The sequence below is a fragment of the Nocardia macrotermitis genome, from assembly GCF_009604405.1.
GTDB lineage: Bacteria > Actinomycetota > Actinomycetes > Mycobacteriales > Mycobacteriaceae > Nocardia > Nocardia macrotermitis.
Genome location: NZ_WEGK01000010.1, coordinates 258,606 through 272,256 on the forward strand (window position 1 = coordinate 258,606; position 13,651 = coordinate 272,256).

Below are 13,651 nucleotides of genomic sequence, written 5' to 3' on the forward strand. Positions count from 1 at the left end.
AACTCTGGCAATCGGGACGGGCCACCGGATTGGGTATGCGCATGCCTGTGCCCGATTACGCCCGCGGATACGAACACTTCACCGGTTCGGTCGGCCGCACCACCGCCGACTCCACCCCGCAGTGGACCTATCCGCCGACCGCGCCCGCCGGGACGCCCAACATCATCGTGGTGCTGGTCGACGACATGGGGTACAGCGATATCGGACCGTTCGGCTCCGAGATCGAGACGCCGACACTGGATCGGCTCGCCGCGCGGGGTGTTCGGCTCACCAACTATCACACCACACCGCTGTGCTCACCGTCGCGCGCGGCGCTGCTGACCGGAATCAATTCCCACCGTGCGGGTTTCGGGTTCGTCGCCAATGCCGATCCGGGCTATCCCGGCCTGCGGCTGGAACTGGCCGACGATGTGGCCACGCTTCCGGAGATCCTGCGCGACAACGGATATGCCACCTACGCGGTCGGCAAGTGGCATCTGGTGCGCGATGCCACCATGAACCCTGCCGCACACCGGGATTCGTGGCCGACGCAGCGCGGTTTCGACCGCTACTACGGGTCCCTGGAGGGTTTCAACTCGTACTTCCACCCGAATCAGATCGTCTCCGACAGTTCGGTGGTCGATGTCGAGGAGTATCCCGAGAACTATTACGTCACAGACGATCTCACCGACAAGGCGATCTCCTATCTGAAGGATCTGCGGGCGCACGACGCCACCAAACCGTTCTTCCTGTACTTCGCCCACGTCGCGTTGCACGGCCCGCTCCAGGCCAAGGAGGTCGACCTGGCGAAGTATCGCGGCCGCTATGCCGAGGGCTGGGATCTGTTGCGGCAGTGGCGTTTCGACTCGCAGCTGGCACAGGGCCTGTTCCCCGCGGAGACGCGGCAGAAGCCGCGCAACACCGAGCCGGGATACGAAGCGCAGGAATGGGATTCGCTCACCGAGGCCGAGCAGTACCGGTTCGCCCGGTACATGGAGGTCTACGCGGCGATGGTCGACAACATCGATCAGAGCCTGGGGCGGCTGCTCGACGTGCTGGAGCAACTCGGCGAACTGGACGACACCATCGTGGTATTCACCTCCGACAACGGCGGCACCGCGGAGGGCGGCCCGGTCGGAACCCGCAGTTACCTGGCGGAATTCGCGCACGTCGACGATCCGGACTGGGTCGGTGACGTGCCGCACGACGAGGAGCTGATCGGCACCGCGCGGCTCGGCGTGCACTACCCGCGCGGCTGGGGCCAGGCGTCGAACACGCCGTTCCGGTTCTACAAGGGCCAGACCTTCGCCGGCGGGGTGCGGGTGCCGTTCGTGGTGTCCTGGCCGAAGGGGTTGCCCGCCGGGGAGATCCGCACCGAATACACCTACGTCACCGACCTCGCGCCGACGCTGCTGGAACTGGCCGGACTGGGCCGATCCGGCACGCGGAACGGGCTGCCCGCCAAGGAGTTCGACGGCGTTTCGGCGGCGGACGTGCTGCGCGATCCGCGGGCGCGCTCGCGCCACCTCGAACAGTATTCGGAGATGACCGGGCATCGCGGCTTCTACCGGGACGGCTGGAAGCTCCTGGCCCTGCACGAACCCGGCGCCGATGTGGACGATCCGCGGTGGCAGCTGTTCGACGTGCGCACGGATCCGACTGAGCTGCACGATGTTTCGGCGGACTTCCCCGACAAGGTGGCCGAGCTGGCCCGCGCCTGGGACGAATCCGCTTGGAAGAACACCGTTTTCCCGCTGATCACCCGCAAGGATCTGGCGCGGCGACGGCCGGAGGAAACGCTGCTGTCCGCACCGGTGCGCATTCTCCCGGGGACGCCCACGCTGGAACGTTATCGCTCACAGCGGTTGATCGCGTATCGCGACTTCACGATCACCGCCGAACTCGACGGCTACCGGACCGGCGACGAGGGAGTGCTTGTCGCACACGGTGATCCGCAAGGCGGTTATCTGCTGTACGTCGAAGACGAGCGAGTTGTGTTCGGCTTCAACAGCTATGGGCGGTACACCACCGTCGAGGCACCAATCTCCCTTGGCGCACAGCGGATCACGGTCGCGGCACTGGTACGTCCGCGACTGCGATGGGACTTCACCGTCGCCGTCGACGGCCACACCGTCGCGCGCCTGCCCGATCAGGTTCAACTGGCCGGAATGTCGCCCTGGACAGGCATTTCGGTCGGCGTCGACGCGCGTGGCCCGGTCGACTGGGAACTGCGTGCGCGTCGAGGACCGTTCCGGTACACCGGCAATCTGCGGGCCGTCGTCTATACGCCAGGGCCCCAACGTGTTCCAGAGCAGACCGCACACGCGCTCGAGGCGGCCGCCGAACTTGTAGCCGAGTAAACATCACGGCTGGTCAGAGCCCTGGGCGCAGAAGGTCCGCTGCCGTCGGCGGGAGATGCGACACTCCCGCCGAACCGCAATCACGGCAGTAGATCGAGGACGAGTTGTTCCAGCATGTCGGCGATCTCGTGATACGGGACCTGCCCGGAACCCGCACGCACGATCGCACCGGTAAACAGCAATTCGAGCAACAGCACCGTCTTCGAATCACCGTCGCCGCCCACCGCCGTCGCGATCATCCGGTGGATGTAGCGGCTGATCTCCTCGCGCAGCAGTTTGACGTCCGGGTCCGGGCTGTTCAACGCGACCGCGATCGCGTGCCCGAGCGCAGGCTCGTCCGCGACGACCAGCGCCAGATACCGCAGCACCCCGACAACGCGAACCTTGACGTCCGGGGAGTCGGTGTCGGTCGGCGACCCGGACGTCAACCGACGCCAATACACCTCCGCCACCAGGTGTTCCCGCGACGAGTAGTAGGTGTAAGCCGTCGCCCGCGCCACGCCCGCCTGCGCCGCGACGGCAGGCAGGGTGAGTTCGTCGTACCCCATCGCCCCCAATGTCTCGACGGTCGCATCGGCCAGACGCTGCACGGTTTCGGCGCGCTTTCCGGTCAGAGCACGGCGGGCCGGCGCCGCCGGAGAAACATCGGACATACGTCCAGACGTTACTACAACGGCCCACGTCACCACGGTCACAGCCGCACGCCCCGACATTTTTGGAGTACCGTCCAGATTTGTGTCCATCAAATCCGAGGCCGGTCCCTCCGATCGCCCGACCAGATCCAAGGCCGCCACCGTACGCGCCCTGCTGGACGCGACGGTCGAGGTCCTCCGAACCTCGGGCTACGAGGCACTCACGATCAAATCCGCCGCCGCCCACGCGGGCATCGGCCGCGCCACCGCATACGGCCACTTCGGCTCCAGGAACCATCTGGTCGCCGAGGTGTACTGGCACCGGATTTCCAGCATCGACGCGCCGTCGGCATCATCAGCGGATGTCCGCACACGAGCCGCAATACTGTTGCGCCAGTTGGCACTTCTGATGTCCGACGAACCAGCCCTCGCCCGCGCGGTAACGGTCGCCATGTGCAACGCGGATCCCGATACCGAGGCCCTGCGATCCAGGATCGGATACCGAGTACACCAACTCATCACCGCGGCCGTCGCCGACGACGGCACCGCGGAACTCGTCGAAGTACTGGAGGACATGTACTTCGGAGCATTGGTTCGCGCCGGGACCGCCGACGGCTATTCGTACACCGCGGTAGCCGCCCATCTCGAGCACGCCGTGCTGCGCCTGTTCGGCGACCAGCCGGAGCCCTCTGCTCAGCTCGGCACCGGAGTGGTCCACAGTGCACTGATCGGCACAGCGGAAAACTTCTCGCCGAACGGCAATTGCTGATCGCCGCAATACATGACGAAACCGGCGTGAAAGCGATCGCCGAGCCGCCGTTCCAGGTAGCGCAACCCTCGGAAGTCCTCTGCGCGAACGGTTTCGGCGGCCTTGACCTCGATCGCGACGACCTGTCCGGCATTGTTCTCCAGCAGTGCGTCGACCTCGTAGCCATCCCGGTCGCGGTAGTGATGAAGCTGCGCGAGGGACAGACTCCACGTCAGCTGGCGAGTGAGTTCGCCGATCACGAACGTCTCCATCAGGCCACCGGTGGTGGTGTCGTTGGTGATTCCGGCGAGGAGTTGGGCGGCCAGACCGGAGTCGGTGAATACGAGCTTCGGAGTCGCGACGGCGCGCGTGGTGGCGTTCGCGGACCATGCCGGGACCAGCCGGATCAGATAGATCAGCTCCAACAGGCGAACGTAGTCGCGGACAGTGGTCACCGGGATGCTCAGGGCGCTGGCAAGTCTGCTGTAGTTGAGCAGTCCGCTGGTCTGAGCGGCGAGCGTGACGATGAGCCGTCGCATATCGGCGCCGCGCTGAATGTCAGCAGCCTGGTGGACATCTCGGGTCATGATGTCATCGAGGTAGGAGCGCGCGAATTGCGCCCTACGCCGATCGGTAGCACGGCGAACGGAATCGGGGAACCCGCCACGACCAGCCAGCATCAGATAGTCGCGACGTCGCAGCTCCGAGGTCTCAACCCGAAGCCGAGAGCCTCGGATGAAGGCCGCATCGATGAAACCGTCTGGCGCGCCGGTGATCTCGCCCTGAGAGAAGGGAAACAACTCGATCGTCTCCGACCGCCCCGGAAGGGCATCGGGAATGCTGCTGAGGCCGAGGAGGCGCGCGGAACCGGTCAGCAAGAACCGGCCGGGTGTCGGATCCCGATCGACGACATGTTTGATCTCCAGCCACAGCTCGGGCACTCGTTGCACCTCATCGATGAAGATGGTGCCGGGCGCATCCAGGAATGCGGCCGGGTCGGCTTGTGCCGCCGACCGATCCCGGGTCCTGTCGAGGTAGTAGCGAACCACGTCCAGCCGGTCCCCGAGACAGTGCTCAGCGAGAGTGCTCTTGCCCGTCTGTCGCGCGCCGTTCACGATGACGACACGGGTATCGGCGAGAGCTTCTTTTACCAGCTCAGAAGCCCTTCTGGGAATGTAGTCGATTCCTTCGCGCACGCTCGCAGCATACCGGAGGCCGTCAATCTGCCGGAATCTTACCCGTCAATCTGCCGTACTGTTGGTCGACGATCTGCCGTTATTCTTCCCGTTGATCTGCCGTGATACTGCACATCGATCTGCCGGGGGCACCGCCGCCGCTTCCGTGGATGTCCTGATCCGAGAATCGGCGGATTCGCCACACGGACTACGTCGTTGTGAAGACGATGCGCGGCGGTGCGTCGGAGGACCGAGCACGTTCGAAAGCGTCTGCGAGACCGTCGATTCCGACGGTCTCGCCGATCAGTGGTGCCGGGTCGAGGGTGCCTTCGAGGCAAACCGGCGAAACTTGCTGCGAGATCGTGTAATTCACGCGTATTGCGGAATCCCGCCGACACGATGTACCGCTCACCGACCGTGCCGCGCTCTCCCGCCAGTACCAAAGCCGTTGCGGCATCACGGATATCGACGACCTCGGCACCCGCGCCACGCACATACATCGGCAACTTGCCCCGCGCGGCGGCCGCGACGAATCCGCCGTGCGGAGTCGGCAGATAATCGTCCGGCCCGTAGGTGTTCGCCACGCACATCGCCACCGCGGGCAACCCGCGCTCGCGGGCGTAGTCGAGCACCAGATCCTCGGCCTGCACACGCGACTTCACGTATGCGCCACCACGTTTCGTCCAGTTGCGCGGTCCGGCCGACTCATCGATCAGGCCGGGACCGATCGGCAGTGTCGCCACCGAGCTGGTGAACACGAACCGCCGCAGCTCGGCCGCGAGCGCCACATCCAACACCGTGCGCAGACCCGCGACATTCGTGCGGAACAACGGCGCGGGATCCCGCAACCACGGCCTGGCATCGACCACGCAGTAGTACACGACCTCACACCCGCGCATCGCGTCCCGCACGGACTCCGGATCCTCGATATCGCCGAATACGCATTCGACATCCAGCCCGGCCAGCGCGCACAGCGAACTGGTCCGGCGCACCATCGCCCGCACCCGCTCGCCCCGCTCGACCAACGCCCGAACGACATGCGACCCGAGTAATCCACTCGCACCGACAACCAGATGACGACCGGTCACTGCACACTCCCCCACTCCGGGGTGTCATTACCGAATCCGACGCGACTTCGAATCAGCGGCAGCGTGGCCATGGTCGCGAAGCCGGGCGGCGCGGCGCAGATCGCGGGAACGGCGTTGAGCACCTGCATCGCGGTGGCGACACTCGCCGACCGGACATGCTCCCGAATGTCCACGGCGCGAGTGAAACTCGCCAGCGAGAAGAAATGGGTCCGCATCGAGGGATCGCCTTCGATGGTCAGCGTCCAGCCGTGTTCGGGCGTAGGCCAATGCCCCGGGTACTCACCGCCGACGGTCCACAAAACCTCGATCTCGATGAGCGGCTCACCCCGGCGACGCCCGGTCCAGATCCAGCGCTGTCCGGCCGTGGTTCCAGCGCGCAGCAGATGATCGAAGATCCGATGATCCTCTTGCGCCGGTACCGCTTCCACGGTCGCGGTGACCTCATCGATTCCCGCGTTCAACTCGTCGGACAGAAACCACACCTGCTCGGTGAACAGGCCGCTGTTGAACGCCAGGAACTCGTTCTCCGCCACGTTGATCCGCTCGGCAGGTTGCCCGAAACCCATGGCGCCGAACGTGATCGACGTACTCTCGTACACCGACCAGTCCGCGCGTTCCTGCAAGGTGATGCGCTCGATGGTGCGACTCATCCCCGACAACGCCAGCGGCAGCACCCCGGAGATATTGCCCGGATTGAGACCGCTGCCGTGCACGGTGGTTCCCCCGACGCGACACGCTTCCAGCAGCCGTTCGCGGTCATCGGGCGCAATTCGCTTGGGGTGGAACAGAAATGCCGTGGTGGCCACGTTCTTTCCGGCGGCCAGGATCGCACACACGTCGTCCAGGTCGGTGATGCGCGGTGCGTACAGCACGCAGTCCGCGTCGGTCGCCAGGATCGCGTCGACATGGATGGAAGCCCGCACCCCGATCGACTCCCGGCCGACCAGTGTCCCGATGTCCGTGCCGTGCTTGTGCTCGGAATACACTCGCGCACCGACGATCTCGAACTCGTCCGGATGATCGAGGACGGTTGCGATCAGCTCGGAACCGACAGCCCCTGTGCCCCAGACGATTACACGGTATCGCCGCCGATCCGCGGTCACCGACCCACTGCCTGACCATGCTCCGAACTCGCCGATTCGACGGCCGCTGCGGGAATCGGCGGATCCTGGATGGTGTGTCCGCTGAGCATCTGATTCGGTGACAACCGTGCCGGTTGTGCCCTGGCCAGATCTTCGTAGCCCATGATTCCTCCTCTGTCCGGCCTCCGGCGCGCAGGTCACCACGACCACCTTCGACCGTGTCCGTAACGAGCGTACGACGCGCATAGCCAAGCGTCTAGACATTAGTCCAGTTATTGGGCGGGCATACGCTCCTACGGCCGGGTCACACACCGCCTCGGGACGACGATTTCGCGATCAGTTCCTCGAAAACCGCCTGCACCGTGGAGCCGGCGGGCCAGCCTGTGTAGTAGTGCAGATGCACGACGATCTCGCGGAGCTGATCAACGGTGAATTCGCGATTGGCCAGCGCTCCGGTCAACTGCGTGCGCAACATGTCGCCGCGATCACGCATCGCGGTGACACCGAAGGTGAGCAGACGCCGGTCCCGCAACGTCAGATAGGGGCGCGCCCACACCTGGGCGAACAGTTGCTCGACGGTGTGCTCGACACTGGGGATCGTGGTGCCCGGCGGAACGAGCCCGCTGAAGCCCTCGCCGTACACCCGGTCCATCATCGCCAACCCCCGCTCCCACGGCTCGTCCGGCAGCGCGTCGGCCAGCTCGCCGCTGTACACCGCACGCATCCGCGGCCGCACGACATCGACGATCGGCACCTCCAGCCCGACACTCCCGGCGAACTCCTGCGCGGCGGCAAGATCCTTCTGCGCCAACGCATCCGCCGATTCGAGCCGTTCCTCGGGAATCTCGATCCCCGCCGCGTGGACTTGAAGCAGCGTCAGCGGCGAGGTGCCACCATCGGTCTGCTGCAACACTTCGAGCAGACGATCGAGCGCGACCCCACCGGCATCGGCAAGGGAGGCCGCCTCCCGCACCGCCGCCCAGACCGAGTAGGTCAACGCGTTGCGAGCGATCTTCGTGACCATCCCCGCACCCGAATCACCGCAGTGCACAACAAGTTTCGCGAAATCCTCGAGAATCGGACGCACCCGCCGCACCGCATCCTCGGAACCACCCACCATGACGGTCAGGCCATTGTTCGCCGCCTCGGTCCCGCCGGTCACGAATCACCAACCGGCCGAACCTATCTCGTCCGTCGCCACACTCTCGACGGCAGCCGGACAGTCGCGCCGCCGTAAGCCGTTACGAATCGCCGCTGAGGGTATCGCCGTACAACTTCGTGACGCGGAGCGTGATCACCACCCGACGGTCCTCGACCATATTCGCGAGAAACTTCGGCCTGTCGTCGAGATTGTCGAACTCGGGAAACATGGCAAGCATGTCGAGTCCCACCGCGTCACCGGGAACGGCGCTCACCGGGGAGACCTCCGCAACCCCCTCGGCAACCGCGAACGTGAGGTGGTCCGCACTGCTCACATACAACGCGGCATGCGGATCCCGGCGCAGTTGACGAACCTTGAGCCGATCGGCGGTCGAGCCGATCGAAATCAGGCGTTCGCCGGAATTCCATTGGTACGCAACGGTAGACATGTGCGGATGCCCATCACGTTTGACAGTCGCCAGGGCGCCCATCCGATTGGCCGCCAGAAAACTGTCCAACCGCTCGGGCGACAACCGGGTCGGCGGCGCTCCTCGGCCCGGTCCATACGGCTGCTCACCATCGCTCACGCTGACTCTCCATCCTCATGGTGCACTATTTGTTACCGAATGAATGATCTGTTACCGGCAACCCCATGGGAAGAAGGCACTTTCATGTTCCCGAGGAACACCGATGTTCCCGTCGACACCGATCCGGTCACCACCGACGATTCGCGCGACTCTCCCCTGGACCAGGCATGCACCGTCCTCGAGGTCGTCAACCGAATCAGCGGCAAATGGGCCATCGGCATCCTCCTGCTGACCACCCGCGGTCCGATGCGCTTCACCGAACTGGAACGCGAAATCAACGGCATCAGCAGAAGAATGCTCACTCTCACCCTGCGCAATCTGGAACGCGACGGCCTACTCACCCGCACAGTCCATCCCACCGTCCCACCCCGAACCGAATACGAAGCCACCCCCATAGCCCGCGAGCTCTACCAAACGCTACTCGCGCTCACCGACTGGGCCGATCGTCACGGCGACACCATCGCTACCGCCCGCGAGACTTACGACGAACAACGCATTCCCACCACCAGTCGACAGACGTAAAAACCTGCACCCCAATCGAATCGACCACACCGCGGCCGCAGAGCAGTTCGCATCCAGGTCGTCTCCACCCCCGAAGCCACGTGACCGTCGATATCCGTAAAGAGTTGTGCCGCAATGTGGTAATCATCACTGCCGGATCACCGATCGTGCAGATCCTTTCCAGGCAAGGCAGATTCGTCACACACAGGCAATTGAGGAGCCGAATCCAGCTCTCTCTCCGTTCAGATCTCAGTGCGTAGTAACGCAGGTACATCATCCGCCATCGCCGAAACCCCTGAGCCGCCGGAACATTCGCGCTCAGAGGCGGTCGGCCCGACCTTCGGCGAGGTCGTTGAATCGGGCGAGCATCGTGCCGAGCATGCGGACGTCGTCGGTCGGCCAGGTGGCGAGCATGGCGTGGAAGCGTTGCTGACGGGCGGTGCGGGCGGTCTGGACGCGGCGGCGGCCCTCGTCGGTGAGGACCAGGAGGTGGGCGCGGCCGTCGTCGGGGTCGGCGCGGCGCTCGATCAGGCCGAGTTGTTCGAGGACCTTCACCTGTCGGCTGATGGTGGCCTTGCCGACGCCGAAGTAGTCGGCCAGATCGCTGGGGCGGGAGCGGGCACGGTCGTAGACGCCGATGAGCAGGCCGTACGCGGCGGGCTCGAGTTCGGGATGCACCTCGCGCGCCACCTCCGTCGACAACGCCCGCGCTCGCCGGAAGAGCACACCGAGCTCGTGCTCGACCGCCTGATAAGCCTCGTGTTCGGGGGCGGCCGGTGCTTCCATACCCGGCAACCTATCGGGTTCCGCCGGACCGCGACGAGCGGCGGTCCGGCGGAGCGATGTCATTCGGCGGGGTGGCCGAGCCACAGGTCGTGCGAGTCGTCGCCGTACCCGGTCACCTCGACCCCACTGGTCACCACGGGATATCCGCTGGCCGTGACGGTGTACCGACCGGCCGCGAGACCGGTGAAGTCGTACTCTCCGTCGGGTCCGGTGGTCGCCACGCCGACCACCTTTCCGGCCTCGTCCAGCAGCCTGACGCGAGCGTCGGGAACCGACCCGCGCCCCTCGACCCGAATCGTGCCGCGCACCCGCATATCGGGCAGCAGTTCGACCATCTGACGGATCTGTTCACTACCGACCTCGACCGGCATGGCGACCGGCCGATACCCGGGCGCGCTGACCGCGAGCGTGTAGACCCCGGCGGTCACCGCCGGGACGAGGAATCCACCCGCCGCGTCGGTCGCACCACCGGCGACGACCTCACCGCGTCCGTCGGTCACGACGACCTTCGCGTCCTCGATGGCCACGCCGTCCGCACCGCGCACGAGCCCGGCGAGTCCACCGGAACCGACCAGCGTCACATCGAATTCGACCGGCTGATCGCCGACCATCAGCGTCGCGGCCTGCGGATCGTAATCCCCCGCCGCGGCGATCAACACGTAACTGCCGCTGCCGGGAGCGGACAGCACGTACTGCCCGTCCATCCCGGTGATCGCGCGCCCGATCTGCCGCCCGCCGACGTCGATCAACGTGAGCACCGCACCGGAAACCGGAACACCACCGTTGCGAACGAACCCGCGAATCGTGCCGCTGTCCAGTGAATCTCCCACTCGGACAGCCGCATTCGCATGCTCCACGACCCGACCGTTGGACAGCACCGCACTCCCGGCGACATCCGAACCCGGTCGCCGCGCGTGCCGACCACCCGCGGCGGCATCGACCGAAGCCGCCACCTCCTGGCTGTTGGACGTGCGCAGCGGCACCTCCTTGATGAACAGGATCACGATCACCGCGACCAGCGCACACGGCGCGGCATACAGGAACACATCGCCGATGCCGTGCCCGTAGGAAGCCTGGACGACGGCGCGGATCGGCGCGGGCAGCGCCGACAGCTTCGGCACCGAACCGTCACCACCGAGCGAGTGGACGCCGATGCTCGCGAGCCCGTCCGTCAGATAGTGCGTGACCCGGTTGCCGAGCAGCGCGCCCAGCGCCGAGACACCGATCGCGCCACCGAGCGAGCGGAAGAAGGACACGGTCGAGCTGGCCACGCCGAGCTCCTGCGGCCGCACCTGGTTCTGCACGCACAGCACCAGGTTCTGCATGGTCATACCCAGACCCGCACCGACCAGGACCATGTAGATCGCCAGCTGCCAGTAGGCGGTGTCGTACCGCAGCATGCCCAGCAGGCCGTAACCGGCGGTCATGGCCGCGCCACCGAGCACCAGGATGTTCTTCCACCGTCCCGTCGAGGTGACGATGCGTCCGGAGATCGTCGAGGCGACGGCCAGTCCAGCGATCATCGGCAACGTCATCAGACCCGCCTTCGTCGGCGAATCACCGCGCGCCAACTGGAAGTACTGGCTCAGGAAGGTCGTCGCGCCGAACATCACCACACCGACGAACAGGCTGGCCAGCGTCGACAGCGACAGAGTGCGGATGCGGAACAGCTGCAACGGCACGATCGGCTCGCTCGCATAGTTCTCCGCCACGATGAACAGCGCCACCAGCACGACCGTGCCGCCGAGCATCGCACCGGTCTGCCAGGACAGCCAGTCGTACTTGCTGCCCGCGAAGGACACCCACAGCAGCAACAGCGCGGCCGCACCGGACACCAATGTCGCACCGAGCCAGTCGATCTTGACCTTCCGCTTGGCCACGGGCAGATCCAGGGTCTTCTGCAGCACGATCAACGCGATGACCGCGAACGGCACGCCGACGTAGAAGCACCAGCGCCAGCCGAGCCAGGAAGTATCGACGATGAGACCGCCGATGAGCGGACCGCCGACGGTGGCCAGGGCGAACACCGCGCCCGTATAGCCCGAGTAACGACCGCGTTCGCGCGGCGAGATCATCGCCGCCATGATCACCTGCACCAGGGCGCTGAGTCCGCCGGCGCCCAGGCCCTGCACGACCCGGGCCGTGATCAGCATCGCGGGATTGTGTGCCTGACCCGCGATGGCCGAGCCGACGACGAAGATCACCAGCGCGAGCTGGATCAGCAGTTTCTTGCTGACCAGGTCGGCGAGTTTGCCCCAGATCGGGGTCGTGATCGTCATCGCCAGCAGGGTGCCGGTGATCACCCAGGTGTACGTGGTCTGAGTCGCGTGCAGGTCGGAGATGATCGTCGGCAGCGCGTTCGACACGACCGTGGACGACAGAATCGTCACGAACAGGCCGAGCAACAGCCCGGACAAAGCCTCCATGATCTGCCGATGCGACATCGGAACGTCCTCATCGTCGGGTGCCGTCACCCGCGTCTCGGCCGACGCAACGGTTGCCATCCCTCATTCCTTTCCATGCCCCGAACCGCCCCCACATTTGGTTGCCTCAGGCAAGTATCCAACATTTAGTTGCCGGAAGCAACTTGTTGCGTGGGTCACGGACCGCGGGCGGGGGCCTTACACCTTCGTGCTGTTCGGACGGCCGCACGCGACTTACGCCCGCGCCACGTGCAGAACCTGCTCGAAACCCATGCGCCGCACGAAATCCGAGCGGGCCTCCAGTACTGCGGCGTTGGCCTGTTCGACCTGGGAGTTGGTCAGGTCCACGACGCTGCGGAAGGGGCGGTCGCCGAAGGGGAGGGACAGGATTCTGGTGATCTCCGTGGCGACCACGACGGGGTCGGCCTGGGCGCCCGGGGTGAACAGGCCCTCGGTGGCCGCCTCGTTGCGGGCGGCCAGCGGATCCAGGGTGCGGTAGGCGACGTTGACGCCGGTCGAGTCGGCAGGTCGTCCCGCTTTGGGGAAGTGGTCGGTGCCCTCGGTGAAGGGGCCCGGCATGACGATCACCGTCTCGATGCCGAGCGGAGCCACCTCGTAGGAGGTCACCAGGGCCAGCGCGTCCATCGCCGCCTTCGACACCACGTACGGACCGAGGAACGGGGGCGTGGTCACCGGGATGGTGCTGCCGACGTAGAGCAGGGTGCCGGTGCCCTGTTCGCGCAGATGCGGCAGCGCGGCGCGGTTGAGACGTTGCACGCCAAGGGTATTGACGTCGATCAGGTGCGCGATCTCCTCGGCGGTGAATGCCTCGACATAGCCGGTGACCAGGTGTCCGGCGTTGTGGATGACGACGTCGAGTGATCCGGCGTCGTCGAGTACGGCCGCGACCGCGCGGTCGGCGGATTCTTGGGAGGCGACGTCGAGTTCGATGACGTGCAGGTCGAGTCGTTCGGCCGCGGCCAGGGCGTGCAGTTCCGCGGCGCGGTCGGCGTTGCGGGTGCCGGGGGCGCGCATCGAGGCGTAGACGCGGTAACCGGCGCGAGCGAGTGCCCGCGCGGTCAGGTTGCCGATGCCGGTGGCTGCACCGGTGATGAGCACGGTCGACATGGTGGTTCTCCGATCACTGTGG

Annotated in this window: 13 protein-coding genes; 3 read left to right on the top strand and 10 right to left on the bottom strand. The window is 65.8% G+C overall.

The genetic code is table 11. The features are described 5' to 3' along the window. Positions 1–41: 41 nt before the first annotated feature. Positions 42–2,339, top strand: coding sequence for an arylsulfatase (locus NRB20_RS23480; RefSeq protein ID WP_153412564.1), 2,298 nt, complete (start codon positions 42–44; stop codon positions 2,337–2,339). A gap of 80 nt (positions 2,340–2,419) precedes the next feature. Here NRB20_RS23480 and NRB20_RS23485 read toward each other — a convergent pair whose 3' ends face one another. After that, positions 2,420–2,992, bottom strand: a complete 573-nt coding sequence (locus NRB20_RS23485; protein ID WP_153412566.1) for a TetR/AcrR family transcriptional regulator — start codon at positions 2,990–2,992, stop codon at positions 2,420–2,422. 82 nt (positions 2,993–3,074) lie between these two features. Here NRB20_RS23485 and NRB20_RS23490 point away from each other — a divergent pair, with 82 nt between their 5' ends. After that, positions 3,075–3,740: a TetR/AcrR family transcriptional regulator gene (locus NRB20_RS23490; RefSeq protein WP_319945303.1), complete on the top strand. Its 666-nt coding sequence runs from the start codon at positions 3,075–3,077 to the stop codon at positions 3,738–3,740. On the opposite strand, the gene NRB20_RS23495 is transcribed toward NRB20_RS23490, so the two are convergent. The 6 genes from NRB20_RS23495 to NRB20_RS23520 all read right to left on the bottom strand — a co-directional run bounded on the left by NRB20_RS23495 (position 3,665) and on the right by NRB20_RS23520 (position 8,737). Then, positions 3,665–4,915 carry an ATP-binding protein gene (locus NRB20_RS23495; RefSeq protein WP_319945304.1) on the bottom strand — a complete coding sequence of 417 codons (1,251 nt, stop codon included), beginning with the start codon at positions 4,913–4,915 and terminating at the stop codon, positions 3,665–3,667. The genes NRB20_RS23490 and NRB20_RS23495 overlap by 76 nt on opposite strands. Before the next feature lie 38 nt (positions 4,916–4,953). Next, a complete protein-coding gene (locus NRB20_RS23500) occupies positions 4,954–5,982 on the bottom strand; it encodes an NAD-dependent epimerase/dehydratase family protein (RefSeq protein WP_319945305.1) in 1,029 nt (342 codons plus the stop codon). Further along, positions 5,979–7,085 carry an NAD(P)H-dependent amine dehydrogenase family protein gene (locus NRB20_RS23505; RefSeq protein ID WP_319945306.1) on the bottom strand — a complete coding sequence of 369 codons (1,107 nt, stop codon included), beginning with the start codon at positions 7,083–7,085 and terminating at the stop codon, positions 5,979–5,981. The genes NRB20_RS23500 and NRB20_RS23505 overlap by 4 nt, the downstream gene beginning before the upstream one ends. Then, positions 7,082–7,228, bottom strand: coding sequence for a hypothetical protein (locus NRB20_RS23510; protein ID WP_153412568.1), 147 nt, complete (start codon positions 7,226–7,228; stop codon positions 7,082–7,084). The genes NRB20_RS23505 and NRB20_RS23510 overlap by 4 nt, the downstream gene beginning before the upstream one ends. Before the next feature lie 140 nt (positions 7,229–7,368). After that, positions 7,369–8,226: an NAD-binding protein gene (locus tag NRB20_RS23515; RefSeq protein ID WP_153412571.1), complete on the bottom strand. Its 858-nt coding sequence runs from the start codon at positions 8,224–8,226 to the stop codon at positions 7,369–7,371. Between the two features lie 79 nt (positions 8,227–8,305). Next, positions 8,306–8,737, bottom strand: coding sequence for a pyridoxamine 5'-phosphate oxidase family protein (locus NRB20_RS23520; RefSeq protein WP_227833778.1), 432 nt, complete (start codon positions 8,735–8,737; stop codon positions 8,306–8,308). 138 nt (positions 8,738–8,875) lie between these two features. Between NRB20_RS23520 and NRB20_RS23525 the strand changes: the two genes are divergently transcribed. Continuing rightward, complete coding sequence (locus tag NRB20_RS23525) at positions 8,876–9,313, top strand: winged helix-turn-helix transcriptional regulator (protein WP_153412573.1); 438 nt, start codon at positions 8,876–8,878, stop codon at positions 9,311–9,313. Between the two features lie 297 nt (positions 9,314–9,610). On the opposite strand, the gene NRB20_RS23530 is transcribed toward NRB20_RS23525, so the two are convergent. The 3 genes from NRB20_RS23530 to NRB20_RS23540 all read right to left on the bottom strand — a co-directional run bounded on the left by NRB20_RS23530 (position 9,611) and on the right by NRB20_RS23540 (position 13,629). Continuing rightward, complete coding sequence (locus NRB20_RS23530; RefSeq protein ID WP_153412576.1) at positions 9,611–10,078, bottom strand: MarR family winged helix-turn-helix transcriptional regulator; 468 nt, start codon at positions 10,076–10,078, stop codon at positions 9,611–9,613. A gap of 59 nt (positions 10,079–10,137) precedes the next feature. Beyond that, positions 10,138–12,582: an MFS transporter gene (locus NRB20_RS23535; protein WP_227833779.1), complete on the bottom strand. Its 2,445-nt coding sequence runs from the start codon at positions 12,580–12,582 to the stop codon at positions 10,138–10,140. A 153-nt stretch (positions 12,583–12,735) separates the two neighbouring features. Continuing rightward, entirely contained in the window at positions 12,736–13,629 is an 894-nt protein-coding gene (locus tag NRB20_RS23540; protein ID WP_153412578.1) for an SDR family NAD(P)-dependent oxidoreductase, read from the bottom strand. Positions 13,630–13,651 lie beyond the last annotated feature (22 nt).

What these genes read in the sequence shown, in the direction of transcription:
- NRB20_RS23525 (WP_153412573.1), top strand. Translation starts at nt 8,876, where the DNA reads ATGTTCCCGAGGAACACCGATGTTCCCGTCGACACCGATCCGGTCACC.
- NRB20_RS23540 (WP_153412578.1), bottom strand. Translation starts at nt 13,629, where the DNA reads ATGTCGACCGTGCTCATCACCGGTGCAGCCACCGGCATCGGCAACCTG.
- NRB20_RS23480 (WP_153412564.1), top strand. Translation starts at nt 42, where the DNA reads ATGCCTGTGCCCGATTACGCCCGCGGATACGAACACTTCACCGGTTCG.
- NRB20_RS23510 (WP_153412568.1), bottom strand. Translation starts at nt 7,228, where the DNA reads ATGGGCTACGAAGATCTGGCCAGGGCACAACCGGCACGGTTGTCACCG.
- NRB20_RS23530 (WP_153412576.1), bottom strand. Translation starts at nt 10,078, where the DNA reads ATGGAAGCACCGGCCGCCCCCGAACACGAGGCTTATCAGGCGGTCGAG.
- NRB20_RS23485 (WP_153412566.1), bottom strand. Translation starts at nt 2,992, where the DNA reads ATGTCCGATGTTTCTCCGGCGGCGCCGGCCCGCCGTGCTCTGACCGGA.
- NRB20_RS23535 (WP_227833779.1), bottom strand. Translation starts at nt 12,582, where the DNA reads ATGGCAACCGTTGCGTCGGCCGAGACGCGGGTGACGGCACCCGACGAT.